This window comes from Bradyrhizobium roseum, assembly GCF_030413175.1.
In the GTDB taxonomy this organism is placed as follows: domain Bacteria; phylum Pseudomonadota; class Alphaproteobacteria; order Rhizobiales; family Xanthobacteraceae; genus Bradyrhizobium; species Bradyrhizobium roseum.
Genome location: NZ_CP129212.1, coordinates 5,566,068 through 5,592,197, shown reverse-complemented (window position 1 = coordinate 5,592,197; position 26,130 = coordinate 5,566,068). Strand labels below are relative to the sequence as shown.

23 protein-coding genes are annotated in these 26,130 nt (G+C 63.4%); 11 read left to right on the top strand and 12 right to left on the bottom strand.

From position 1 onward, the window contains the following. The first annotated feature begins 183 nt into the window (after positions 1–183). The 7 genes from QUH67_RS26505 to QUH67_RS26475 all read left to right on the top strand — a co-directional run bounded on the left by QUH67_RS26505 (position 184) and on the right by QUH67_RS26475 (position 6,854). The gene (locus QUH67_RS26505) at positions 184–1,335 is read left to right on the top strand and encodes a Gfo/Idh/MocA family protein (RefSeq protein ID WP_300942327.1); all 1,152 of its coding nucleotides are present in this window, start codon (positions 184–186) and stop codon (positions 1,333–1,335) included. Positions 1,336–1,347: 12 nt separating this feature from the next. Next, positions 1,348–2,541 carry a dihydrodipicolinate synthase family protein gene (locus QUH67_RS26500; protein WP_300942325.1) on the top strand — a complete coding sequence of 398 codons (1,194 nt, stop codon included), beginning with the start codon at positions 1,348–1,350 and terminating at the stop codon, positions 2,539–2,541. Then, positions 2,541–3,407, top strand: coding sequence for a sugar phosphate isomerase/epimerase family protein (locus tag QUH67_RS26495; RefSeq protein WP_300942324.1), 867 nt, complete (start codon positions 2,541–2,543; stop codon positions 3,405–3,407). The genes QUH67_RS26500 and QUH67_RS26495 overlap by 1 nt, the downstream gene beginning before the upstream one ends. A gap of 230 nt (positions 3,408–3,637) precedes the next feature. Then, a complete protein-coding gene (locus QUH67_RS26490; RefSeq protein WP_300942322.1) occupies positions 3,638–3,928 on the top strand; it encodes a hypothetical protein in 291 nt (96 codons plus the stop codon). A gap of 187 nt (positions 3,929–4,115) precedes the next feature. Continuing rightward, positions 4,116–4,493 (top strand): hypothetical protein, encoded by a 378-nt coding sequence (locus tag QUH67_RS26485; RefSeq protein ID WP_300942320.1) that lies wholly within the window; start codon positions 4,116–4,118, stop codon positions 4,491–4,493. 107 nt (positions 4,494–4,600) lie between these two features. Continuing rightward, complete coding sequence (locus QUH67_RS26480) at positions 4,601–5,965, top strand: MBOAT family O-acyltransferase (protein ID WP_300942319.1); 1,365 nt, start codon at positions 4,601–4,603, stop codon at positions 5,963–5,965. Between the two features lie 13 nt (positions 5,966–5,978). Then, positions 5,979–6,854, top strand: a complete 876-nt coding sequence (locus QUH67_RS26475; RefSeq protein ID WP_300942318.1) for a hypothetical protein — start codon at positions 5,979–5,981, stop codon at positions 6,852–6,854. Positions 6,855–6,899: 45 nt separating this feature from the next. Here the strand turns inward: QUH67_RS26475 and QUH67_RS26470 are convergent, their stop codons facing one another. Then, complete coding sequence (locus tag QUH67_RS26470; RefSeq protein WP_300942317.1) at positions 6,900–7,286, bottom strand: c-type cytochrome; 387 nt, start codon at positions 7,284–7,286, stop codon at positions 6,900–6,902. Positions 7,287–7,410: 124 nt separating this feature from the next. Next, the gene (locus QUH67_RS26465) at positions 7,411–8,643 is read right to left on the bottom strand and encodes a cytochrome P450 (protein ID WP_300942316.1); all 1,233 of its coding nucleotides are present in this window, start codon (positions 8,641–8,643) and stop codon (positions 7,411–7,413) included. Positions 8,644–8,943: 300 nt separating this feature from the next. Between QUH67_RS26465 and QUH67_RS26460 the strand changes: the two genes are divergently transcribed. The 4 genes from QUH67_RS26460 (at position 8,944) to cnbZ (ending at position 14,902) form a co-directional block, all read left to right on the top strand. Continuing rightward, entirely contained in the window at positions 8,944–9,645 is a 702-nt protein-coding gene (locus QUH67_RS26460; RefSeq protein ID WP_300942315.1) for a TetR/AcrR family transcriptional regulator, read from the top strand. A 1-nt stretch (position 9,646) separates the two neighbouring features. Then, positions 9,647–10,840 (top strand): efflux RND transporter periplasmic adaptor subunit, encoded by a 1,194-nt coding sequence (locus tag QUH67_RS26455; RefSeq protein ID WP_300948183.1) that lies wholly within the window; start codon positions 9,647–9,649, stop codon positions 10,838–10,840. Between the two features lie 98 nt (positions 10,841–10,938). Then, a complete protein-coding gene (locus QUH67_RS26450; RefSeq protein WP_300942314.1) occupies positions 10,939–14,034 on the top strand; it encodes a multidrug efflux RND transporter permease subunit in 3,096 nt (1,031 codons plus the stop codon). Between the two features lie 121 nt (positions 14,035–14,155). Further along, the gene (gene cnbZ / locus QUH67_RS26445; RefSeq protein ID WP_300942313.1) at positions 14,156–14,902 is read left to right on the top strand and encodes a 2-amino-5-chloromuconate deaminase CnbZ; all 747 of its coding nucleotides are present in this window, start codon (positions 14,156–14,158) and stop codon (positions 14,900–14,902) included. Positions 14,903–15,063: 161 nt separating this feature from the next. Here cnbZ and QUH67_RS26440 read toward each other — a convergent pair whose 3' ends face one another. The 10 genes from QUH67_RS26440 to QUH67_RS26395 all read right to left on the bottom strand — a co-directional run bounded on the left by QUH67_RS26440 (position 15,064) and on the right by QUH67_RS26395 (position 26,130). Then, on the bottom strand, positions 15,064–15,951 hold the full coding sequence (locus QUH67_RS26440; protein WP_300942312.1) for an ABC transporter permease: 888 nt from the start codon (positions 15,949–15,951) through the stop codon (positions 15,064–15,066). Between the two features lie 3 nt (positions 15,952–15,954). After that, on the bottom strand, positions 15,955–16,896 hold the full coding sequence (locus tag QUH67_RS26435; RefSeq protein WP_300942311.1) for an ABC transporter permease: 942 nt from the start codon (positions 16,894–16,896) through the stop codon (positions 15,955–15,957). A 27-nt stretch (positions 16,897–16,923) separates the two neighbouring features. After that, positions 16,924–18,438: an ABC transporter substrate-binding protein gene (locus tag QUH67_RS26430; protein ID WP_300942310.1), complete on the bottom strand. Its 1,515-nt coding sequence runs from the start codon at positions 18,436–18,438 to the stop codon at positions 16,924–16,926. A gap of 17 nt (positions 18,439–18,455) precedes the next feature. After that, complete coding sequence (locus tag QUH67_RS26425) at positions 18,456–19,565, bottom strand: ABC transporter ATP-binding protein (protein ID WP_300942309.1); 1,110 nt, start codon at positions 19,563–19,565, stop codon at positions 18,456–18,458. Next, positions 19,562–20,551, bottom strand: coding sequence for an ABC transporter ATP-binding protein (locus tag QUH67_RS26420; protein ID WP_300942308.1), 990 nt, complete (start codon positions 20,549–20,551; stop codon positions 19,562–19,564). Before QUH67_RS26420 ends, QUH67_RS26425 begins: the two co-directional genes overlap by 4 nt. Beyond that, positions 20,548–21,258, bottom strand: a complete 711-nt coding sequence (locus QUH67_RS26415) for a DUF1028 domain-containing protein (protein ID WP_300942307.1) — start codon at positions 21,256–21,258, stop codon at positions 20,548–20,550. Before QUH67_RS26415 ends, QUH67_RS26420 begins: the two co-directional genes overlap by 4 nt. A 16-nt stretch (positions 21,259–21,274) precedes the next feature. Beyond that, on the bottom strand, positions 21,275–23,080 hold the full coding sequence (locus tag QUH67_RS26410) for a gamma-glutamyltransferase family protein (protein ID WP_300942306.1): 1,806 nt from the start codon (positions 23,078–23,080) through the stop codon (positions 21,275–21,277). Positions 23,081–23,183: 103 nt separating this feature from the next. Then, entirely contained in the window at positions 23,184–24,182 is a 999-nt protein-coding gene (locus QUH67_RS26405) for an ABC transporter ATP-binding protein (RefSeq protein ID WP_300942305.1), read from the bottom strand. Beyond that, a complete protein-coding gene (locus QUH67_RS26400) occupies positions 24,179–25,162 on the bottom strand; it encodes an ABC transporter ATP-binding protein (RefSeq protein ID WP_300942304.1) in 984 nt (327 codons plus the stop codon). The genes QUH67_RS26405 and QUH67_RS26400 overlap by 4 nt, the downstream gene beginning before the upstream one ends. Further along, positions 25,159–26,130, bottom strand: coding sequence for an ABC transporter permease (locus tag QUH67_RS26395; RefSeq protein WP_300942303.1), 972 nt, complete (start codon positions 26,128–26,130; stop codon positions 25,159–25,161). The genes QUH67_RS26400 and QUH67_RS26395 overlap by 4 nt, the downstream gene beginning before the upstream one ends.

The window sequence follows — 26,130 nt, the reverse complement described above, 5'->3', positions numbered from 1 at the left end:
CCCGGAAAAGACGACCATCAGGGAGCGGTACGTGGCTGGGCAAGGATCGCATCCCGATCCACGGCGGCGATCTCCTGACGGGATCGCTGACAATAATACCCGGCTTCGCGAGTTCCGTTCATCCGGACCGGTCGACGATGCGGCCGCTGCGCCGGCGACACGAATTCCCCTGGAGAAAACCTCATGACCACCAAACGCCTCGGCCTGATCATGAACGGCGTGACCGGCCGCATGGGGCTCAACCAGCATCTGATCCGTTCCATCATCGCGATCCGCGACCAGGGCGGCGTGCTGCTCGCCAACGGCGACCGCATGCTGCCCGACCCGATCCTGGTCGGCCGCGACGCGGAGAAGGTCGAGCGCCTCGCAAAACGCTTCAACGTCGACCGCTGGTCGACCGATCTCGACGAGGCGCTGTCTCACAAGGACGACACGATCTTCTTCGATGCCGCCACCACGCAGGCGCGGCCCTCGCTGCTGACCAAGGCGATCAACGCCGGCAAGCACGTCTACTGCGAGAAGCCGATCGCGACCAATCTGGAGGAGGCGATCGCGGTGCTGAAGCTCGCCAACGCCCGCGGCGTCAAGCATGGCACGGTGCAGGACAAGCTGTTCCTGCCCGGCCTGAAGAAGCTGGCCTTCCTGCGCGACTCCGGCTTCTTCGGCCGCATGCTCTCAATACGTGGCGAGTTCGGCTACTGGGTGTTCGAAGGCGGCTGGCAGGAGGCGCAGCGGCCGTCATGGAATTATCGCAGCGAGGACGGCGGCGGCATCATCCTCGACATGGTCTGCCACTGGCGTTACGTGCTCGACAATCTGTTCGGCGAGGTCGAAAGCGTTTCCTGCCTCGGCACCACGGATATCCCCGAGCGGTTCGACGAGAAGGGCAGGAAGTACACGGCGACCGCCGATGATTCCGCCTACGCCACCTTCCGTCTCAAGGGCGGCGTGATCGCGCATATCAATATGAGCTGGGTGACGCGGGTGTATCGCGACGACCTCGTCACCTTCCAGGTCGACGGCACGCACGGTTCGGCGGTGGCGGGCCTGACCGATTGCGTGATCCAGGCCCGGCAGGCGACGCCGCGGCCGGTGTGGAATCCGGACGAGAAGCGCACCCATGATTTCTATGCCGACTGGCAGAAGGTTCCCGACAACGTCGTCTACGACAACGGCTTCAAGGAGCAGTGGGAGATGTTCATCCGCCACGTCTGCGAGGATGCGCCCTACAAATACACGCTGCTGGAAGGCGCCAAGGGCGTGCAACTCGCCGAATGCGCGCTGCAGAGCTGGCGCGAGCGGCGCTGGATCGACGTCGACCCGATCAAGGTGTGAGGAGGCCCGGTCATGAACAAGCCCGTCCTGCCGATGTCATCGCTGTCGCTGAAACTGCCGACGGCGGATCGTTCGATCGAAACCTATCGTCTGGCGGCGTCCCGGACATTTCCGGCGAAGCTTGCAGGCGCGCTCAACCGCGTGGCGTTCTCAGCCGCGCATGTGGTCGCCGATCCGCTCGCCGATAACGATCCATGGCTGTCATCCGCGATCGACTGGGACCGCACCATTGCGTTCCGCGAGCATGTCTGGGACCTCGGCCTCGGCGTCGCCGAAGCCATGGACACCGCTCAGCGCGGCATGGGGCTGGACTGGCCGACCTCGCTGGAGTTGATCCAGCGCTCGGTGAAAGCGGCGAAGGCCAAGGGTAACGCGCTGGTGTTCTCCGGCGCCGGCACCGACCATCTCGCGGTGGAGGATGCGACGTCGGTCGACGACGTCATCCGCGCCTATGAAGAGCAGGTCGAGGCGGTAGAGAAGACCGGCGGCCGCATCATCCTGATGGCCTCGCGCGCGTTGGCCAAGCTCGGCCGCGGCGCCGACGATTACGCCAAGGTCTATGGCCGCGTGCTGGGCCAGGTCCGCGAGCCCGTGATCATCCACTGGCTCGGCGACATGTTCGATCCGGCGCTGGCGGGCTATTGGGGCACCCATGATCTCGACAAGGCGATGGACACGGCGGTTGACATCATCAACGCCAATGCGGCCAAGGTCGACGGCGTCAAAGTCTCGCTGCTCGACAAGCAGCGCGAGATCGACATGCGCCGGCGGCTCGACAAGAGCGTCAAAATGTATACCGGCGACGATTTCAACTATGCCGAACTGATCGCCGGCGACGACCATGGATTTTCGCACGCGCTGCTCGGCATCTTTGACGCCATCGCACCCGCTGCGTCCTACGCGTTGTCTCGCCTTGCGGCCGGCGACGCGGCGGGTTTCCACGACGTGCTGGGGCCGACGGTGCCGCTGTCGCGCCACATATTCCGGGCGCCGACGCGGTTCTACAAGACCGGTATCGTGTTCATGGCCTGGCTCAACGGCCACCAGGATCACTTCACCATGGTCGGCGGGCAGGAGAGCACGCGCTCGACGCTGCATTTGGCCGAACTGTTTCGCCTTGCCGACCAGGCTGGGCTGCTCTCCAACCCCGAACTGGCGACGCGGCGCATGAAGACATTGCTGGCAATCCGCGGCATCGAGGCCTGATGCGCGACTTTTCCGGAGATCATCGCTGGCTGTCGCTGAACACGGCAACGGTCCGCAAGCAGGGCGACCTCGTGGAGATCATCGAGGCCTGCGCGCGCCACGGCATCCGCGCCATCGATCCCTGGCGCGACCAGGTCGCCGCCGTCGGGCTCAAGCGCGCGGTCCGCGCCGTGCGTGATGCCGGCCTGGATCTCTCCGGCTATTGCCGCGGCGGGATGTTTCCCGCCGACGCCGCGTACCGCATGGAGGCGCGTGACGACAACTTCCGTGCGATCGATGAGGCGGTCGCGCTGGGTGCGCCCTGCATCGTGCTCGTGGTCGGCGGCCTGCCGCAATACTCGCGGCCCGGCAGCGCGCCATCAAAAGACATCGCGGCGGCCCGGGCACAGGTCGAAGATGCCATCGCCGAATTGCTTGAATACGCAAGAGAAGCAGACGTGCCGCTTGCGATCGAGCCGTTGCATCCCGCTTATGCGGCTGACCGGGCCTGCGTCAACACCACAAGGCAGGCGCTCGACATCTGCGATCGGCTCGACCCGGAGCGGCTCAGCGGCATGCTCGGCGTCGCGCTCGACGTCTATCATATCTGGTGGGATCCGGAATTGATGGGCCAGATCGAACGCGCCGGCCAGGATCGCCTGCTGGCGTTTCACGTCTGCGACTGGCTGGTGCCGACAAAAGACATCCTCAACGACCGCGGCATGATGGGCGATGGCGTCATCGACATCACATCTGTGCGATCCGCGGTCGAAGCGCAGGGTTTTGCCGGTTATTGCGAAATCGAAATCTTCTCGAACGATTGGTGGGCAAGGCCGATGGATGAGGTCTTGCGCAAATGTATCGAGCGACATCGGACCGTGGTCTGACGAATGCCGTCCGGATTTCGCACACGTTGTGTCAACGGCGGACGATGCTGTCTCGTAGCTGAACGGTCGACCGGTTTGAGACAAGGTAGCAAAAAGCAAAAATTTCGGGTTCCGGATTTAACCTTTGTCGACGCTATTTAGCTTAACAAAGGGTTAGCGTTGCACCTCAACCGCCTACGGCATTACCTGCGTCGTACGGAGAACGTCTCCGGGAAGCGATGAGCGGCAACATGAAAATCCTCTACGCAATTGCGACCCTCGCCCTGCTTTCGACCTCGGCGCAGGCTTGGCAGATCGTCGAACGCTGCACCCACAGCAAGTTTCACGGCAGGGTGTGCACGACTTCCTATCTCGATGATCCAGCGCGCAACCCCGCGCAGGAGCTGGAAGACGAGAGGGCAAAGCGGGCCAGCATCGAGAAGTGGGAAGCCTACTGCAAGCCGCGGCGCACCTATGACGATGAGGGTGTTGTCCGCCTGCAATACGCCCGCAGGGGCTGCGAGTTCGGCCGCAGCGAGTAATCGCGCTTTGCTCCTCGCGACGGGCGATGAGCAATCAGAATGGCGAATATCGACGCATTGCTACGCCCGAAAAACGGCTAAACCTTTATCGACCAAATTGCAGCGCGGTTAGTCACCTCGCTTTACACCGCCTCAATGCCTGTCGGTCAATTCTGACGGACGGCATTCGTTTCAAGAGGTAGTGTCCATGCGCGTCTACATCGCAATCTCGGTTGTCGTTGCTTCGATGTCTTCGGCGTCCGCCCAATTTGCGATGGATCACGGCCGATCGGCAGATGCTGCTCAGGCCGCATCTGCGCCGAAACCGGCAGCGGATGCCAAGCCGGCCGCTGCCTCCGGCGCGTTGACGCTTCCCAGCCAGCAAACCAGTTTCTACGTCGCCGGCCCCGGCATCGTGAAGATCGTAACGCGGTCGGCGGCAGATCTGAAAGCGGATGAAGCCGGCCAGGCCGCCTGGGCTGCGCGCTGCCGGCCAATCGTGGTCGAAGACCGCGACGGTTTGCGACGCGTCAGATACGCCGAACGCGATTGCGATCTCTCCCGTTTCAACACTGCAGGAAATTGAACTTCCCATAGCGGCAGCATCACACGTAGTGCGCGCCGCCTGCGCGCTTTCGGCTAGGCCCTCCCAAGCCGAAATGCTAGAGCTTCCCCGATCACCATTGGGGCGGCATGACCTTTACTTCCTGGCAGTTCAGCGTCTTCGCCGCGATCGTGTTCGCGGCGTATTACCTGCCGCCGTTGCGAGCCTTTCAGGTCCAGTGGCTGGTGGTCGCCAGCCTGTTCTTTTACGGATACGGCCAGCCGGAATTGCTTGCATTGCTGGCCGTCGCGGTTTTCGGAACCCACTCCTTTCTGCTCCTGGCGCTGCGAAACCGAAAGATCTGGCTTCCGGTCGGCATCGCCTTCAACCTCGCGCTGCTCGCTTTCTTCAAATACAAATTGCTGTTCATCGATCCGGCGTACCCGAGTCTCGTCAGCTTCGCGCCGCTCGATTTCCTGCTTAAATTGCCGCTGCCGATCGGCATTTCATTCTTCGTCTTTCACAACATCAGCCTGCTGGTCGATCTGACCCGGCAGAAAACCACGCCGCCGGCGCTGGCGGACGTCTTCCTCTACATCATCTTCTTTCCGCAACTCGTATCGGGTCCGATCACGCGGGCGGAAATGTTCATGCTGCAAATCCAGCCGAAATATTTCGAGCACATTCCGTTCGTCGAGGCCGCGAGATGGATCCTCACCGGATTTTTCTTCAAGCTCTACGTGGCGAACAACCTCAACGAAATGACGTCCTATATGAGCTTCCCGCTCTATGAGACGCTGCAGATCCAGGACCGCTGGCTGCTGGTTTTCCTTTACAGCTATCAGATCTATGCGGACTTCTTCGGCTATTCCGCCATCGCCATCGGGCTCGGTCTTCTGTTCGGCTACCGGCTGCCGATCAACTTCAATCTTCCCTACGTCTCGGCTTCATTCTCCGAGTTCTGGACGCGTTGGCATATCTCGCTGTCGACCTGGCTGCGCACCTATCTCTACGTTCCCCTCGGCGGCAATCGCCATGGCCCGATGCGGACGTATCTGAACCTGATGATCGTGATGGGACTGGGCGGACTCTGGCACGGCGCCGGCCTGAGCTATCTTGCATGGGGACTGATGCATGGCCTGCTGCTGGTGCTCGAACGTCCCTTGCTGTCGCGACTGGCTTCGATCGAGTTTGCGGCGTTTCGGGTGGCGCGGATGACGGTGGTTTTTGTCTGCGTCAGCATGCTCTGGATATTCTTCAAGCTGCCGGATTTCCAGCACGCGCTCAACTACCTTACGGGCATGTTTGTCCCGAGTACCAATCCGAGCCCGACCAAACTGTTCTACAATCTGGCGCTGCTCTATTCGTTGCCGGTCATGATACAGCACCTCGGCCTCCGTCGGCTGGTCGAGGGAAGACTTCGATGGGCGGAGCCATATCTCTACGGATCGATGGCCGCGCTGATGTACTTGGAGGCCGGCCCCGAAACGTCGTTCATCTACTTTCAGTTCTAGGGTCGAAGAACATATGTCAGCAGCCCGGTGGTTAATGAAATGCGGTGTCGCCGCGACGATCGTTCTGATCGCCTGCGGTTTTGCCACCGCGCGTTTCGGCAGCGGGCTGCAAATGCCGGCGACGACGACGCGGGATGGCACGTTGATCACCCTGAGCCGCTACTTGCGCGAACCGGTGCCCGACATCGTGCTGACCGGCAGTTCGATCACGTTCCGCCTCAAGGAGGAATATTTTGCGACGCCCAGGATGAGGAACCTGGCGCTTGCGGGCGGCTCTCCGGTCACCGGTCTCGAGATCGTGGCTAACCAGCCGCGGCTTCCCGGGACCATTCTGGTCGAGGCGAATGTTCTCAGCCGTCCCATCGATGCCGCGCTGGTCGAGCGCTACTCGCGCGGCGACGCAGAACCGCCTTTCTTCCGACCGGTGCGCGCGGCGGTAGCCGCCTATGAGCAACGACACCACGCGCCGTTGACCTATCAGCAGGCCGCACCGGAACTGCACCGGCTGATAGGGCAGCCACCGAGCGAATTCGATAACCGGATCTACGTGGACCGTGCGGTGCAACAGTTCAATGCGGAGGATCCCACCGCGGCCGCCCGAAGCAACGCGAAGCGGATCGGGGAGTTGATCCAGCTGCTGGAGCAACGCGGGGCGCGCGTGTTCCTGTTCGAGCTGCCTTATGCCGAGCCGATTGAAGGCTCGAGAGCCGCAGCGATCACGCGCGAAATCATTCACGCCGCGTTTCCGGATTCGACGCGATGGCTCTCCATCGAAGTGAATCGGAGCGAGCTACGGTGGGCCGACGGCGTTCATCTCGACGAACGCTCGGCCGTCATTGTATCGCAGGCGGTGGAACGCGCCTTGGCGTCGGCGCGCGCGATAAGGTGAGGGGTAGGCGCCGTGCCTTCGTCTCAGGTGCCTGCGGGTGCGGCGTTATCGCGACTGCGCAAGAAAGCCGATGATCTTTTTTCGCTCCTCGCTCGATGAGAGGCCGCCATACGGCTTCATGCTGTTGCCGGGTACAACTTCGTCTGGGTTTGCAATGAACCGATCGAGCCTCTCCTCATCCCAGACGAAACCGGCTTCTTTCATCGCGCTGGAAAAACCATAGTCTGGCATCGACCCTGCTTTCCGTCCGACAACCTTGTGCAGGTTGGGGCCCAGCCGGTTGTCGCCCTCTCTTACCATGTGACAGGTTCGGCAGGCATTGTTGAAGGCCTGCTGTCCTGAGGTGTCCTCGGCGGCTGGCGACACCTGAGGCAGAGCGCAAACCGATGCCAGCATAAGCGCCATTGCAATGCGGACGGATCGCAGAGGCATGGATCTCACTCCGTTGATATTTGTCGCCCGGCAATGTCAACGCGCAAGCACTGAAATCGTTCGCTTGAAGGCTGTACATGGACGACGATGTTGCGACGCGGGACCTCTGCAGTTCGTTCACGGCCTAGCTGACAGTGCACGGCACGCTCAGGAAGCCGCGGAAGCGCACCCGTCCGCCACGCACCGGCTCGCCCGTCAGCGCATAGTCCGGAAAGCGCGCGAGGAAGCGCGAGATCGCGATCGCGCCTTCGAGTCGCGCCAGCGCCATGCCGGCGCATTGATGCGCGCCGGTGCCGAAGGCGAGATGCCGGTTCGGCGTGCGGCCGACGTCGAAGCGCTCTGGGTCGGCGAACTGAGCGGGGTCGCGGTTGGCCGCCCCGATGCATAGCGTTACCGGCGTGCCCGGCGGCATCGCGATGCCACCGAGTTCGAACGGCTCGACGGTCATGCGGTTGCCGAGCTGGTTGGAGCTCTCGAACCGCAGCATTTCCTCGACCGCCGTCTTGATCAGCGCCGGATTGCCGATCAGGCGCATTTTTTCGCTGGCGTGGTTTGATAGCGCCACCAGGCCGTTGCCGATGAGATTGGTGGTGGTTTCGTGGCCGGCGTTGAGCAGAAAGATACAGTTGTGCAGCAGTTCCTTTTCGGTAAGCCGTTCGCCATTGTCCTCACCTTGGATGAGTCGGGTTAGCACGTCGTGGTCGGGATTGCCGGGCTTTGCCCGCCGCCGCGCCACCAGTCCTTCAAGGTAGGACAGGAAGGCTTCCACCGCCTTGTTGCCGCGCGCGAAAGCGTCACCACTTACCACCGGCTCCAGCGCGCCGAGGATGGCCAGCGACCATTCGCGCAAGGGCTCGCGCTCACCCGTGGGAACATCGAGCAGGTTGCCGATGACCTCGATCGGGATGGCGGCGGCGAAATCGTCGATCAGGTCTACCTGGCCCCCGACCTTTCCCTTGGTGGCGATGGTATCGAGCAGGCGATCGACCAGCTGGATCACGTCCGGCTCCATGCCGGCGATCGCGCGCGGCGAGAGCGCACCCATGATCAGGCGGCGGACGCGGGTATGGGCGGGGGGATCGTTGAACACGAGGCTGGTGGTGTGGTGCTCGTAAAGCGGGGAGGCGCCATATTTCGGTGCGAACTCCTTCTGCTTGTCCGACGAGAACGCTTTTGTGTTCTTGTAGGCGGCAACCAGGTCGTCGTAGCGGGTCAGGAAGTACGAGCCGTTAGGCATTCGCTTGACAGGATCGGTCTCGCGTAAGGCGCGATAGGTTGGGTAGGGGTTGGCATAAAACTGCGGCGTCAGCCTTTCGAGGTCGAAGCTGGCCGCCAACTCGCGTGTATCCAGATCCATGGCCCGACGGATCCTCCGGGAGTTTTTTGTCCGCGACAATCAAAATTAGTCGCATTTGCAACTACCTTAGATGCCCCCCGCGACGCGTCAAGCGCGGAGCGCAAGCCTGTAACCGAGCACCTTCAGCGTCGCATCTGGATTTGCTGGTCGACCGCCATGAACCCGCCCCGCTCTCTCCGAAAAAGTCTTTCTAAACAAGGTGATGGCGTTGTGTCTTTGACGCCACCCCGCAGCGGAATCTGCCGGGTGCATCGCAATACCTTCTTGACTTCAGAATGGTGAGTAATTACTCACGACCGCATGTCTACCCTGCGCATGACCAGTGACTTGAGGCGGCAGTTGATCCTGAGCGCCGCGAAGCGGTGCTTCGCCCGCAACGGCTTTGCCGGCACCACGACCAAGAGCGTGGCGGCGGCAGCCGCCATTTCGGAAGGGCTGTTGTTCAAGCACTTCCCTTCCAAGGCGGCGCTTTATGCCGAGATCCTCGCGGAGGAGTGCGAGGCCGATCCGGACTTCGCGAACCTGCTGGGCCAGGAGCCTTCGACGGCCACTTTGGTCGAATTGGTCAAGGGCATGGTCGGCCATTTCATCGAGGTATCCGACGGCTCGGACCAGGAGGAGGCGCAGCGGCTGCGGCTGATGACGACGAGCCAACTCGACGATGGCGAGTTCGCGCGGCTGCTCTACGACAAGATCGGCGGCCTGATCGGGCCGGTGTTCACCGCCTCGATCGAAAGCGCGATTGCGGCCGGTGACGCGGCAAGGGTCGGCAGCGATCCGCTCAACCTGTTCTGGTTCGCCCACCACACCGTGCTGATGGCGGCGCTGACGCGGCTCCCCGCCGTGCCCTGTCTCGCCTACGGCAACGCTGCCGATCTGGAGCGCCAGCTTACTCAATTCATCCTGCGCGGCATCGGACTTGGCGAGGCCGCGATTGCTTCTCATCTGGGCCGCGAGCTGTCGCCGAATTCGGGACAATCGGTAAATGCAGAAAGTGCATGACATGAATATCGTGACTGAACCCAAGCTGACGGGAAAGCCGATCGCGGACAAGCCGCATAAACGGCCGGTGCGGCTGGTGCGCTGGTTCCTGATCGTCGGCGTACTGCTGGGGGCCATCGTAGGCGGCCTGGTGTTTTTCAAGTTCGTGTTCTTGCCGAACCTGTTCAAGGAGATCTTCAGCAAGCCCCCGCCGCCGACCAACGTCAACGTCGCCATGGCCAAATCCGAGGTCATTCCGAATCTCCTGACCGCGGTCGGCGATCTCGCCGCCGTGCATCAGGTCAATGTCACGTCCGACGTCAACGGGCGCATTACCGACATCATGTTCACCGCGGGCGCCAGCGTCAAAGCCGGCACGCCGCTGCTGCAACTGTTCGACGGCCCCGATCAGGGCGACCTCGCCAACTTCAAGGCCCAGCAACGCGTCGCGCAGATATCGCTGGATCGCGCCAAGCAGCTGGCCGAACGGCAGGTCGGGCCGCAGGCGACGGTGGATTCCGCGCAAGCCGCATTCGATCAGGCCACCGCCGGCATTGCCAAGACCGAAGCCATCATCTCGCAGAAGCTGGTCCGTGCGCCGTTCGACGGTGAACTCGGCGTTCGTAAGGTGGAGGTCGGACAATACCTGACCGCGGGCACGCAAATCGTCTCCCTGACCGACCTGTCGATGCTCTTTGCGAATTTCACCGTGACGGAAAAGGATTCCGCCCAGCTTAAGGTCGGCCAGATCGTGCGCATCGCGGTCGACGCCTATCCGGGTCGCACTTTCGAGGGCAAGATTACCACCATCGAGCCGCAAATCGCCACCGAAACGCGCAACATACGCGTGCAGGCGACGTTGCAGAACCCGGACAAGATCCTCAAGCCCGGCATGTTCGCGACCACCACCGTGGTCCTGCCGGACAAGCCGCCCGTCGTCACCGTGCCCGAAACCGCGGTCGACTACACGCTCTATGGCGACTCGGTCTATCTCGTCGGAGAAAAGAAGGCGGAGGATGGCAAGACCAGCCTCACGGTAACGCGCACCTTCGTGCAGACCGGCAACCGTGTCGAAGGTCGCGCCGAAATCCTGAAGGGGTTGAAGGATGGCGACCGCGTCGTGGCCGTGGGCCAGCTCAAGCTGCAATCGGGGTCGGCGGTGACGATCTCCAACGATCCGGTGCCGCCGACGCCGGCCAAGCCGCCGCGCTATTGACGCGTGACGCAGCCCATAGGGGCCGCGCCGAAGAACGGCGGGCGGCGGTCTTTGCGACCGCGCCCGAAATATGCTGAACCCAGCGGGATAATTTTGCGATGGCCTTAACCGATATTTTCATCAAGCGCCCGGTCCTGTCGGTCGTCGTCAGCCTGCTGATCCTCCTGATCGGTCTGCGGGCCGCGTTCGTGTTGCCGATCCGGCAATATCCGAAGCTTTCGAACACGGTCATCAACGTCACCACCGTCTATCCTGGCGCGTCGGCCAACCTGATTCAGGGTTTCATCACCACGCCGCTCGAGCAGGCCGTCGCCTCCGCCGAAGGCGTCGACTACATCACCTCGTCGTCGGTGCAGGGCACCAGCACGATCCAGGTTTACATCAAGCTGAATTTCGATCCGAACCAGGCGCTGACCGAAGTCCTCGCCAAGGTTAACTCGGTCAGATACCTGATCCCGAGGGAATCGAACGATCCGATCGTGACCAAGACGACCGGCCAGACCACGGCGGTGATGTATATCGGATTTTCCAGCGACGAACTCTCCGGTTCGGCGATTTCGGATTATCTGACGCGCGTCGTGCAACCGGTACTTTCGACGGTCGACGGCGTGGCGTCGGCCGACATTCTCGGCGGGCAGACGTTCGCGATGCGGCTCTGGCTCGATCCGTTGCGCATGGCCGGCCGCGGCGTGTCGCCGACTGACGTTTCACAGGCGATCGCGGCGAACAACTTCCAGGCCGCCGCCGGCCAGACCAAGGGCTACTTCATCGTCTCGAACATCCAGACCAATACGGATCTGCGGAACCTCGATCAGTTCAAGAAGATGATCGTCAAGTCCAAGGACGGCGGCTTCGTGCGGATCGAGGATGTCGCAACCGTCGAGCTCGCCGCGCAAAGCACCGATGCCAGTGTCGCGTTCAGCGGCGAGCGCGCGATCTTCATCGGCGTGCAGGCGACGCCGCAGGGCAACCCGCTGACGCTGGTCAAGGGCGTGCGCGCGCTGTTCCCGGAGCTCGAACGCAACCTGCCGCCCTCGATGAAGATGAAGGTGGCCTACGATTCCACAAAATTCATTCAGTCGTCGATCGACGAGGTGCAGCACACGCTGATCGAGGCGGTGGGGATCGTCGTGGTCGTGATCTTCCTGTTCCTGGCCTCGTTCCGCTCGGTCATCATCCCGGTGGTTACGATTCCGTTGTCGCTGATCGGCGTCTGCAGCCTGATGCTGGCATTGGGCTTCAGCTTCAACCTGCTGACGCTGTTGGCGATGGTGCTGGCGATCGGGCTCGTGGTCGATGACGCCATCGTGGTGGTCGAGAATATCCATCGCCATCTGGAGGAAGGAAAGACGCCGGTACAGGCGTCGCTGCAGGGGGCGCGCGAAATCGTCGGACCTGTGATCTCGATGACGATCACGCTGGCGGCCGTGTACGCACCGATCGGCTTCCTCGGCGGCCTGACAGGCTCGCTGTTCCGCGAATTCGCCTTCACGCTGGCGGGCTCGGTGGTTGTGTCAGGCATTATCGCGCTGACGCTGTCGCCGATGATGTGCTCGGTGCTGCTCAAGAGCGCGGATGAGGGACGGTTCGCCAGGCTGGTCAATCGGGTGTTCGGCGCGATGACGCGCTGGTACGGCCGTCAGCTCGACCGCTCGCTGGACTATCGTCCGGTGACCTACCTGTTCGCGGTCACGATGCTCGGGATGGTCGGCTTCCTTTATTTGAACTCCGCCAAGGAGCTCGCGCCCGAGGAGGACCAAGGCATCGTGTTCTCGGTGACCAAGGCGCCGAAATACGCCAACATCGACTATGTCAATTTCTACGGCGAGAAGCTCGACAAGGCGTTTGCCAAATTTCCCGAGACCGACCTGCGCTTCGTGCTGAACGGCATCAACGGGCCGCAGGGCGGTGTCGCCGGCATGCTGCTCAAGCCGTGGGACGAGCGGACGCGTTCCTCGATCAAGCTGAAGCCGCTGGTGCAGGCGGAACTCTCGAAGATCGAAGGCGTTCAGGCGTTTGCGTTCAATCTGCCGCCGCTGCCGGGCGGACCTGGCGGCCTGCCGGTTCAGATGGTGATCAATTCGACGGCCGGTTTCCAGGCGGTCTACGAGGAGATGGCCAAGCTGAAGGACTCAGCACGCAAGAGCGGGCTGTTTATCGTGTCCGACTCCGACCTCGACTTCAACCAGCCGGTGGTGCGCGTCTCCGTCGACCGTTCCAAGGCGAGCGACCTCGGCATCAACATGTCGCAGGTGGGCGCCACGCTGCAGACGCTGCTGGGCGGCAACTACGTCAACCGTTTCAACCTCGAGGGACGGTCCTATCAGGTGATCCCGCAGGTGCCGCGCGGCATGCGGCTGTCGCCGGAAGCGATCGGCGGTTACTATGTCCCGACCAATACCGGGCAGCTGGTGCCGCTGTCGACCATCGTGTCGATCGAGACCGCTACCGATCCGAATTCGCTCACGCACTACAACCAGCTCAACTCGGCGACCTTCTCGGCGGTGCCGATGCCGGGCGTGACGGTCGGGCAGGCGGTGGACTTCCTGGAGGGCGAAGCGAAAAAGTTGCCCGCCGGCTTCGGTCATGACTACCTGGCCGATTCCCGCCAGTATGTGCAGGAAGGCAACCAGCTTGCGATTACCTTCGGCTTCGCCCTGGTCATCATCTTCCTGGTGCTGGCGGCGCAGTTCGAAAGCCTGTGGGATCCGCTGGTCATCATGATCAGCGTTCCCATGGCGATCGTCGGTGCGCTGATCCCGTTGTTCTTCGGCGTGGCGACCATCAACATCTACACCCAGGTGGGGTTGCTGACGCTGGTCGGCCTGATCACCAAGCACGGCATCCTGATGGTCGAGTTCGCCAACGAACTGCAGCTCAAGGAAGGCCTCGACAAGCGATCGGCGATCGAAATGGCGGCCCGGATCCGGCTGCGTCCGATCCTGATGACGACGGCGGCGATGGTCACCGGCCTGATTCCGCTGCTGATGGCCACCGGCGCGGGCGCAGCGAGCCGTTTCTCGATCGGTCTCGTGGTGGTCGCGGGCATGTCGATCGGCACCCTGTTCACGCTGTTCGTGCTGCCGGCGGTCTATGTCTTGCTGGCCACCAACCACCAGGCGAAGGCCGGCTCGGCGCGGAACAAGGAGATCAAGGATTTCGACCTTGGACAATCGGGGCTGAAGCCGACCTGAGCCTTTCCGCCGCTTAGAAATGGCGAATGACGGCAGCGGAGACGCTGCCGTCTTTTTTGTGTCCACGTCAGGGAACGGTCGCTAAGCTCTTCATTCCAGAAGCAGAGAAAGAGGGAGCACGATGACGACGAGCGACTTTACCGCCGGCAACTACCGCTTCATCCCGGCCGTGTTTCAATATTCCGGCGGCGTGGCCGCCAACCCCGGCTATGAGATCGAGCGGGTGCGGTTCGACAAATGGCTGCCGCTGGCCGAGGGATTTGCGCAGATCGCAAAATACATCCAGGCGGCGGGCCGGCCGCTGACGTCGTTCTGCGCCTGCGAACTGCGCTCGCCGGCCGCCTTCACCGACGAGGGATTTCGCAATTTCAACCTGCATTACGTGAAGACACTGGCGGAATGGGGCGTCTATGACGGCAAGACCAACCCCGTCGCGCGCAGCAACGTCTGTCCGGAGATCGATCCGCCGTCGGAGCCGTCATTCTATGCGTTTTCGTTCACGCGGCCGAGCCCGAGCACGACGCCGAGCTTTGTCATTGCAGGCAGCGGAGAATCGCAGGAAGGCAATGCGAGCTATGCCGAGCGCACGGTGCGCTACCGCGACATCAGCCCCGACGGCATCGCGGACAAGGTCCGCTACGTCGCCGGGGTGATGGAGCGGCGCATGGGCGAATTCGACTTCGGCTGGAAGGATGTCACGGCGACGCAAACGTATACGATCCACGACTTCCATCATGTCTTTGCCGACGCGCTGGTTCGCCGCGGCGCGGTGCGGGCGGGCTTGACGTGGCACTTTGCCCGACCGCCGGTGATCGATCTGGAATACGAGATGGATTGCCGGAGAGTGATGCGGGAAGTGGTGGTGTAGCCGATCTCACGAATCCCAGCCGTCATTCCGGGGCGCGCTTCAGCGCGAACCCGGAATCCAACTCACCGCAGAACAAAATGTCACGATGGATTCCGGGTTCTCGCTACGCGAGCCCCGGAATGACGACGGATGCTGGCGCGGAACGACGCTGCGACGACCGCCTACTTCTCCCTCGGGTCCAGCGCATCGCGCAGGCCGTCGCCGACCAGGTTGAACGACAGCACCACCAGGAAGATCGCCAGCCCCGGCCAGACCGCCATCCACGGCGCGTTTGTGAGAAAGCGCTGCGCGGCGTTCAGCATGCTGCCCCAGGAGGGCGCGGGCGGCTGCTGGCCGAGGCCGAGGAAGGATAGCGCGGCTTCCGCGATGATCGCGGCGGCGGCCGAAAGCGTCGCCTGCACCAGCAGCGCCGGCATGATGTTGGGCAGGATATGAAACAGCGCGATGCGCCAGCGCGGATTGCCCATCGCGCGCGCCGCTTCAACGTAATCCTCGACCTTGACGCTCATCACCTGGCCGCGCGTCAGCCGGACGAAGATCGGCGTCGCCGAGATGCCGATCGCGATCATGGCGTTGCCGAGACTTGGCCCCAGGAAGGCCGCCAGCGCAATCGCCAGGATCAGGAACGGGCAGGCCAGCATGGCATCCGTCATGCGGCTGATCAGGGCATCGATGAAGCCGCCGCGGTAGCCGGACAACAGTCCGAGGGGGACGCCGATCGACAGCGCGATCCCGACCGAGATCGCGCCGGCCAGCAGCGAGGCCCGCGCGCCGTAGATCACGCGGGCGAGAATGTCACGGCCGAGTTCGTCGGTACCGAACCAGTGCAGCGCGGAAGGCGGTTTGCGCACCAGCGACCAGCTCGTCGCGATCGGCTCGTACGGCGAGATCAGCGGCGCGAACACCGCGAGCAGGACGAAAATGGCGATCACGACGAGGCCGGCCACCGCGCCCTTGCGCCTGAACAGGCGCCGCAGCGCGCGCCGCGCCGGGCTCTCCAGCTCGTCGGATTGATTGAGTTTGATCGTGCCGATGGCAGCGTCGGTCATGGCCTAGGCCCTCAGCCTTGGATTGACGAGGACATAGGCGATATCGGCAATCAGGTTGAGCGTGATGTAGATCGTCGCCGTGGTCAGCACGACGCCCTGCACGACCGCATAATCGCGGTTGAACACGGCGTCGACGATCAGCTTGCCGAAACCCGGAATCGAAAAGATCTGCTCGGTCAGCACCGCGCCCGACAACAGCGTGCCGAGTTCGAGCGCCCCCAGCGTAATGACCGGCGTCAGCGCGTTGCGCATGGCGTGCTTGAGAATGACCGAGCGTTCGGAGAGGCCTTTTGCGCGGGCGGTGCGGACATAGTCGCTTTCCAGCACCTGCAGCATGGCGTTACGGGTGTGCCGCATCAGGACCGCGGCGATGGCGTTGCCGAGCACGAAAGCCGGCATGATGGTGGAGGCGAGGCTGGCGCGCCAGTTCTCGGACAGCGGCACGTAGCCCGAGGCCGGCAGCCAGCCGAGTTCGACCGAGAACAGGAAGATCAGCATGATGCCGAGCCAGAAATTCGGCGTCGAGATGCCCCATAGCGCGAACAGGTTGGCGCCATAGTCCCACGCCGTGCCCTTCTTCACCGCCGAGATAATGCCTGCGGGAATGCCGATCAGGAAGGCGATCACGATCGCCATCGACGCCACTTGCATGGTCACCGGCAATTTCTGTGCGATCAGTTTCAGAACGGGCACCTTGATGCGCAGGGACTCGCCGAGGTCGCCCGACAAGACGCCTTTGACCCAATAGGCATATTGGATCGGGATCGGTTGATCGAGCTTGTACTGCTGGCGGATTTGCTCGATGACCGCGGGATCGCGCTCCTCACCGGCCATCACCAGGGCAGGGTCCCCGGGCAGCAGGTGCTGAAGCGAGAAGATCAGGAGCGATACGAAGAACAAGGTGGGGATCAGCTGCAGGATGCGCTGGCCGAGGAAGTTCAGCATGGCTTCATCCGGGTCCGGCCGCTGCGCTCACTTCAGCTTCAGTCCGACCACGCGCACGAGCCCGTCCGGCATCTGCCTGTAGCCCTCGAGCTTGGTGCTATGCGCGATCAAGAGCTTGTTGTGATAAAGATAGATCAACGGCAGGTCGTTGAGCACGATCTTGGTCAGTTTCTCGTAGATCGCCATGCGCTGCGCCTTGTCGGTCACGAGACGGGCGTCATCAAGCGCCTTGTCGGCTTCCGGGTTGGAGTAGCCGCCATCATTCTGCGGCGCCTTGCTGCGCAGGAACACATAGGCGTTGCCGTCCGGATCGATCCGTCCGCTCCAGGGGATCAGGAACGCCTGAAACTCTCCGGCCTGGGCCTGCTTGAAAGAGGTCGCGAACTCGATGGTGCGGATCTTCAGGTCGATGCCCACTTCCGACGCCATCGACTGCAGCACCTGCGCCACGGCCTCGTTCTCCGCGCCCAGCGGCACCATGAGATCGACGGTGACCGGGAGGCTTACCCCGGCTTCCTTCAACAAGACCTTCGCCTTGGCGGCGTCGCGCGGTTGAACCGGAAATCCCTTCTGATAATACGGATGGTCCGGGCTGACCCATTGATTGCCGGGGGTGAACTCGCCGTTGAACACGACCTGATTGAGGGCCTCGCGGTCGATCGCAAGATCGAGCGCCTGCCGCACCTTGGCGTGCTGACTGAGCGCGCCCTTGTTCTTGTCGTTGGCGATGTTGATGGTGAGACCCATGTAGCCGATCCCCGGCGCCGTCGACAATTTCAGCCGGCTGTCGGAGCGAACGGCCTTGATGTCGGTTGCCAGTACGCGCTCGATCAGGTCGAGGCCGCCCGATTTCAGATTGGCGAGCCGCACCGTGGAATCGATGATCGGCAGGAACACCACGCGATCAATGAAGATCTTGTCCTTGTCCCAGTAGTCGGTGAACCGCTCGAACACCATGCGATCCTGCTGCACGCGCTCGACGAACTTGTAAGGGCCGGCGCAAACCGGACTCTGTCCGAACTTGTCGCCGAGTTCCTTTGCCGCTTTCGGCGAAACCATCATTCCCGCACGGTCGGTGAGTTGCGCGATCAGCGGTGCAAACGGCGACTTGAGCACGAGCTTGATCGTCAGGGGATCGACGACGTCGACATGATCGACCGTCGCCAGTTCGGGCTTGCGAAACGAGGTCGGCAGCGTCAGGTGACGTTCGATCGAGAACTTGGCGGCTTCGGCATTAAAGGGCTCGCCGTCATGGAACTTGACGCCGGGCCGCAGCTTGATCGTCATCTCCTTGCCGTCCGTGGACGTCTCGTGAGACAGCGCCAGTTGCGGCACGATATTGAGCTTCTCGTCGATATCGAACAGCTTGTCGCAAAATGCCGCGAACACGATGCGGCCGACATAGGTGCGGCTGATCGACGGGTCCAGCACGTCCGGATCCTGGGCGATGCCGATGCGCAGCGTGCTTTGGGCATGCACGGCCGCCTCCGATGACACCAGCAGCGCTGCGACGGCAATTGCCAGGCGCGAGAATTTGAACATTGACGACCCCGTATTCATTAACCCAGCGTTGTGGTTGTTCCGACGATACCAACCCCGTCGCTCCCTGCAGCTTCCGTGCCTTTGCTGAAGGCCGCGACTAATTTTTCCAGAACAGGTGAAAAGTCGCCGTCCTCTGCCGTGATCGTCTCCGGTGGCGGCAGTTCTGCCGTGCGATGGCAGGCTGTGGCATGTCCTGCACTATCCGCGAGCAGTTGCGGCACTTCGATGCGGCACCGATCGATCGCGTAGGGGCAGCGGGTGTGAAAACGGCAGCCGGCCGGCGGATGGAGTGCGCTCGGCATCTCTCCCTGCAGCACAATTCGGCTGCGCCTTGCCCGCGGTTTGGGCACGGGAATGGCCGACAGCAGGGCCCGGCTATAGGGATGCCGGGGCGCTGCAAACAGCGTTTCGGCATCTGCGGTCTCGACGATCACGCCGAGGTTCATCACGGCGACCCGGTCGGCGATGTGTTTCACCACGGCGAGGTCGTGGCTGACGAAGATATAGGCGAGGCCGAGCCGGTCCTGCAGGTCGCGCAGCAGATTGAGGATCTGCGAGCGGATCGAGACGTCGAGCGCCGACACCGGCTCGTCGCAGATGATCAGTTTCGGCTCCACCGCGAGCGCCCGGGCGATGGCGATGCGCTGGCGCTGGCCGCCGGAAAATTCGTGCGGGTAGCGGCGCGCAAAGCGCGGCTCGAGCCCGACCAGCCGCAATATCTCTTCCACCCGCTCGCGGCGGCGCGCGGTCGGCACCAGGTCATGCAATGCCAGCGGCTCGGTCAGGATCTGGCTGACGGTCATGCGCGGGTTGAGCGACGCGTAGGGGTCCTGAAAGATGATCTGCGCGTCGCGGCGGAAGGCGCGCAGCGCATTGGCGTCGAGCGCGCCGAGGTCGCGGCCTTCGAAGCGTACGGTGCCGGCATCGGGTTCGATCAGCCGCAGCACCAGCCGGCTGACGGTCGATTTGCCGCAGCCGGATTCGCCGACCAGCGCCAGCGTCTTGCCGGCCTCGACGGTGAAGCTGACCCCATCGACCGCCCTGACATGGGCGGTCGGCGTTCCGAACATCGACCGCGCGGCGACGAAATGTTTTACGAGCCCGTCGACTTCGAGAAGTGCGGTCATGATACCAGCCGCTCCAGCGGCGCGCGGATGCAGCGTGAGGCGTGGCCGGGATTCACGATCGCGAGCGGCGGCGGCGCGGTGGTGCAGTTTTCAACGACGAACGGACATCGCGCCGCAAAACGGCAGCCAACCGGCGGGTTCGCCATGTTCGGGACCATGCCTTCGATGGTCGCCAGATGAGTCGTGCGACGGCCGAGCCGCGGAATCGAGCCGAGCAGACCGACGGTGTAGGGATGCTGGGGATTGGCGAACAGTTCGTCGACCGGTGCGCGCTCCACGATCTCGCCGGCATACATCACCGCAACCTCGTCGCAGACCTCGGCGACCACGCCGAGATCGTGGGTAATCAGAATAATCGCGGCGCCGCTGGCGGCCTTCAATTCGCGCATCAGGTCGAGGATCTGCGCCTGCAGGGTGACGTCGAGCGCGGTGGTGGGTTCGTCCGCGATCAGGAGCCTGGGATCGCAGGCCAGCGCCATCGCGATCATCACGCGCTGGCGCATGCCGCCCGAAAGCTTGTGCGGATATTCGTCGATGCGCTTTTCAGGCGACGGGATATGCACCCGGCGCAATAGCGCGATGGCGCGTTCGCGCGCCTGTCGGCGCGAGCCGCCGCGATGGCGCAGGATGGTCTCGATGATCTGGTCGCCGATGGTGAAACTCGGATTGAGCGAGGTCATCGGCTCCTGGAAGATCATCGCCAGCCGGTTGCCGCGCAGGTCGCGCAGCGTATCGTCGGGGACATCGAGCAGGTCGAATCCATCGAAGCGGATCGAGCCGGAGACCTCGGCGGAACCTTTGGACAACAGCCCCATGATGGCGAGCGAGGTCACACTCTTGCCGCAGCCGGATTCCCCGACCAATCCCAGCGTGGCGCCGTTGGCGACGCTGAGGTCGACGCTGTCCACCGCATGCGTCGTGCGGCCGTTGTCGCCGTGGAACACCACGCGCAGTTTCTCGATTTCGATCAGCGGGCGTGCCGTCATGCTTTTTGCGCCAGCGCTGCTTCGATGGTGGCGTCGATCACGTTGCGGTCGGTGATCCCTGCGGGATTGCTGCGCGTCGGCATGAACTGGCGAAAGTGCACCCAGCGCTCGCGACTGACCTGTTCCAGCCGCGCGAGTTCGGCCAGTGGATCGGCATGGTCGTCGACGCGCAAATCGAGGTCGGACCATTCCTCCTCGCCCTGGATCACCAGCGCCGCCGATTGCTTGCCGCGCTTGTCGCCGCCGGCGGCCTCGCCGGCGTTCATCGCGGTAATCAGCCGCTGTGCAAAGGGCAGGGCAGCGTTGTCGGCAAAGGCCCGCGCCGTGTCTGCCAGGACGGCCTCGCCGGCCAGCATGTTGCCGGCGAGCGAGAAACCGTCACCCTGGATGCTGCCGCACCAGTCGACGCAGTCGCGCCCGGTATGCGCCGCGATGCGACCCTGGATGTCCATGACATGCAGTTGCCGGCTCTCGCGGCCGGCGTCGGTGGCGATCATCGTGTCGATCACTTCGCGCGGCGATTTACCCTCGCGCAACAGCTTGACGCCGTCGATGCCGTAATACGGATTGACCAGCGCCTGCGTTGCGATGCCGCCGAGGCCGGGCGCGATGTGCGGGACACGTGCGCCGACCGCGAAAAATCTCGTTGCGACCGCGATACCGATCTGGCCGGTTGCGGGATCGCGGGCGATGATCGACCAGGTCATCTTGTCTCTTTCACAGCTATCGTCCGGCCGCGTAGCCCTGCATGCCCCGCGGATTGGCGGCGGCGCGGCGGCGGCGGCCAATCTTGGAGGCTGCAGTCAGGCGGCCTTCCGACCATTCGGGGCCGATTTCGACGACATGGCCGCGGCTCTTCAGCGTATCCACGGTTGCCTTCGGCACGCGGTTCTCGACCACGAGCACGCCGGGGCGCGCGGTACGCGGCCAGAACGAGATCGGGAAATGTTCGGAGTGCCAGGCCGGCGCGTCGATCGCTTCCTGCAGGTTCATTTTGGCGTGGACATGCCGCAGGAAGAACTGCGTGGTCCACTGGTCCTGCTGGTCGCCGCCCGGCGAGCCCCAGGCCATGTAGGGTTCGCCGTCGCGATAGCATAGGGTGGGCGAGAGCGTGGTGCGCGGGCGCTTGCCCGGCGCCAGCGCGGCGGGATGATCTTCTTCCAGCCAGAACATCTGGGCGCGGCTGCCGAGGCAGAAGCCGAGTTCGGGAATGACAGGCGAGGATTGCAGCCAGCCGCCGGACGGCGTCGCCGAGATCATGTTGCCGGCGGTATCGATGATATCGAAATGCACGGTATCGCCGCGCACTTCGCCGAAGCGGCCGACGGTCGGCTCGCCCGCGCCCATGGCGCCGACCGCCTCGCGATGGCCTTCGGCGCGGCGCATCTTGACGATGGAGCCGAAACCTTCGACTGAGCCCGGGATGAAATCGAGCGAGGCCTTGTCTTTGGAAATCAGCTTGCGGCGCTCGTCATTGTAAGCGTCCGACAGCAACGTCTCGATCGGGATGTCGGTGAATTTCGGGTCGCCATAGAATTTCTCGCGATCGGCAAAGGCGAGCTTGGCGCACTCGATCTGCAGATGGATGAATTCGGGTCCGGCTGGGTCGAGCCCGTCAAGCTCAAAGCCTTTCAGCAGTGCAAGCTGTTGCAGCATCACCGGACCCTGGCTCCAGACGCCGGGCTTGCAGACGGTGTAGCGGCCGTAATCATAGGTGAGCGGCGCCTCGACGGTCGGCTGCCAGCGTGCCATGTCATCCGCCGACAGCACGCCGCGATGCGGCGAGCCAGAGACGTCCATCACTTCCTGGGTGCGGAAGAACTTGTCGATCGCTTCTGCCACGAAACCGTGCGACCAGGATTTGCGCGCGCGCTCGATCTGCGCGACGCGGTCGGAGCCGGCGCTTTCGGCCTCTTGCAGGATACGGGCGTAGGTTTCCGAGAGCTGCTTGTTGGTAAACAGCGTGCCGGGCCTCGGCACCTCGTTGTTCGGCAGGTAGACCGCAGCCGAGGTCTTCCAGTGATTGCGGAACAGCTTTTCGACGATCTGGATGGTCGCCGCCGCCCGCTCGACCAGCGGATAGCCGTCGCGCGCATACGCGATCGCGGGCTCCAGCACGTCGCGCAGCCGCATCGTGCCGTAATCGCGCAGCAGCAGCATCCAGGATTCGAACGTGCCGGGGACGCAGGCGGCGAGAAGGCCGGTGCCGGGCACCATTTCCAGGCCCTCGCTCTTGTAGTGCGCGATGGTGGCCTTCGCCGGCGCAGGCCCCTGACCGCAGATCACCTCGGTGCGGGCGCGCTTGGTGTCGTGCACGATGATCGGCACGTCGCCGCCCGGACCATTCAGATGCGGCTCCACCACCTGCAGCGTGAAGGCGGTGGCGACGCCGGCATCGAACGCGTTGCCGCCTTTTTCCAGGATGCCCATGCCGACGGCGGTGGCGATCCAATGCGTCGAGGTGACGACGCCAAAGGTGCCCTCGATTTCCGGCCTTGTAGTGAACGGATCGGGATTGATGTTGCTCATGGGAATCCGCTGCGGTGAGGATATTGCGATGCACGCGCACTTGACCACAGCGGAGGCTGGATGCCAACCGCTGGGATGCCACGCATTGCACCCATCTCTGTGATCATACCAGGGCCGCGCTCTCAACCGGTTGGTTGACGGCATGGCAGGCGACGCCGTCGATGAGGAGCGGCGCCTCCTTGCGGCAGAGGTCGAACGCCAGCGGGCAGCGCGGATTGAAGGCACAGCCGGGCGGCGGATCGATCGGATTGGGGATTTCACCCTTGACCGGGATGCGCTGGCGGCCGGACATCGCCAGATCAGGCACCGCACCCAGCAGCATTTTTGTGTAAGGCATTTTGGGATTGGCGAACAGCTCGCGCCCCTCCGCGATCTCGACGATGCGGCCGAGATACATCACGCCGATCCGGGTGGCCATATGGCGGACCACGGCGAGGTTGTGACTGATGAACAGATAGGTCAGGCCGAACTTGTCCTGCAGGTCGCGCATCAGGTTGAGAATCTGCGCCTGCACGGAAACGTCGAGTGCCGAGGTCGGCTCGTCGCAGACGATGAACTCAGCCTCCGACGCGAGCGCGCGCGCGATGGCGATGCGCTGGCGCTGGCCGCCAGAGAATTCATGCGGGTATTTCAGGCCGTCGTCGGGATGCAGGCCGACGACGCTCAGCAATTCACCGACGCGGGCGCGAATTTCGCGCTCGCCCTGGATCAGGTCGAAGGCGCGGATCGGCTCGGAGACGATGGCATCGACCCGGAAGCGCGGGTTGAGGCTGGCATAAGGGTCCTGAAAGATCATCTGGATGCGGCGGCGCAGCCGCTGCCGCGCCTGGGCCTGTTTCGCATTCGTCATCGAGATGCCGTCGATGATCACTTCGCCCGAGCTCGGCGGCAGCAATCCCACCACCATCCGCGCGACGGTGGTCTTGCCTGAACCGGACTCGCCGACCAGCGCAAAGGTTTCGCCCTTCTTGATGTCGAAGGTCACGCCGTCCACGGCTTTCAAGTACTCGAGATGGCCGCCTTCGAGGACGCGATTGAGCCACGGCTTGGAGACGTCGAACACGCGGCGCAGGTTTCTGACGTCGACAAAGGGAGCCGTCATGCCGCGGTCTCCGTGGCCTTGTCGTAGAGATGGCACGCCACCGCATGCGAGCCGTGCTGGAGCGGTTCCGGCCGATCGACGCGGCAACGGTCGAACGCAAAGGCGCAGCGTGGATTGAACGAGCAGCCCGGCGGGATCGCCGACAGGCGCGGCATCGAGCCTGGAATCTGCACCAGCCGTTTTTCTTCACCGGCCAGCGTCGGGATCGCGCCCATCAGGCCCTTGGCGTAGGGATGCAGCGGGTTCTGCACCACGTCCTGCACCGGGCCGATCTCGGCGATCCGTCCCGAATACATCACCGCCACGCGGTCGGAGGTTTCGGCGATCACGCCCATGTCGTGGGTGACCAGCATGACTGCCGTGCCGTGATCGCGCCCGAGGCGCTTGATCAGCGCAATGATCTGGGCCTGCACCGAGACATCGAGCGCGGTGGTCGGCTCGTCGGCGATGATCAGTTCCGGCTCGGCGCAGATGGCCAGCGCGATCACGACGCGCTGGCGCATGCCGCCGGAGAATTCATGCGGATAGGCGTCGATCCGTTTTTCGGGCGCGGGGATTCCAACCTCGGCCAGGAGATCGATGGCGCGCTTGCGCGCCGCGGTCTCCGACAGATTCATGTGGGTGCGGATCGTTTCGACGATCTGGTCGCCGATCCGGTAGAGCGGGTTGAGGCTGGTCAGGGGATCCTGAAAAATCATGCCGATCCGCTTTCCGCGGATGCGGCGGATTTCTTCCGGCGGCAGATGGTCGATCCGCATGCCCGACAGATAGATCTCGCCGCCCGCGATACGCCCGGGCGGGTCGATCAGTCCGATCACGGCGAGGCCCGTCACCGACTTGCCGGCGCCGGACTCGCCGACCACGCCGAGCACCTCGCCCTTGGCGATGTCAAAGGAGACGCCGTTGATCGCGCGCAGCGTGCTGCGGCGGGTGAGAAATTCCACCTCGAGGTTACGCACGCTGAGAACAGGAACGGTCATCGGAGCTTCGGATTGAGCGCGTCGCGCAGCCAGTCGCCGAGCAGGTTGATGGAGAGGATCAGCCCCGCCAGCGCTATGCCGGGGAACGCGACGATCCACCATTCGCCGGCGAACAGGTAATTGTTGCCGATCCGGATCAGCGTGCCGAGCGAGGGCATGGTGTCGGGCATGCCGGCGCCGAGGAACGACAGCGTCGCCTCGGTGATGACGGCGAGCGCGAGGTTGATGGTGGCGATCACCAGAATCGGGCCCATCGTATTCGGCAGCACATGCCGAAAAATGATCTTGGTCGCGGGAAGCCCGATCAACTGCGCGGCGGCGACGTAGTCCTTGTTCTTCTCGACCATCACCGAGCCGCGCACGGTGCGGGCATATTGCACCCAGAAGCTCAGCCCGATCGCCACCACCAGCACCGCCAGCGTACTCATGGCGTCGAGCCGGTTGCCGAACACGGATTTGGCGACGCCATTGACCAGCAGCGCGATCAGGATGGCGGGGAAGGTGAGCTGCACGTCGGCGATGCGCATGATCAGTCCGTCGACCGCGCCGCCGACATAGCCCGCGATCAGGCCGAGCGTGATGCCGAGCGCCCCGGCAAAGATGACGCCGAGCACGCCGACGACGAGCGAAATCCGCATGCCGTAGAGAATCGCAGAGAAAACATCGCGGCCCTGTTCGTCGGTGCCGAGCAGGAACGGGCTCTGACCGTCGGCGGTCCACAGCGGCGAAATACGCGAATTCATCAGCTGCAGCTGTGCCGGATCGAACGGGTTCTGCACCGCGAGCTGGGAAGCAAACAGCGCCATCAGGAAGAACAGCAGCGTCACCGCTGCCGCTACCATCGTCATCCGGGAGCGGCGGAACGAATAGAAGATGTCGCTGTCGAGGGCGCGCTTCAACCAGCCGGTGCCGCCGCGCGTCGGCGGCGCACTGGGCTCTACTCGGTGGGGGACGACGGCGTCGGACAT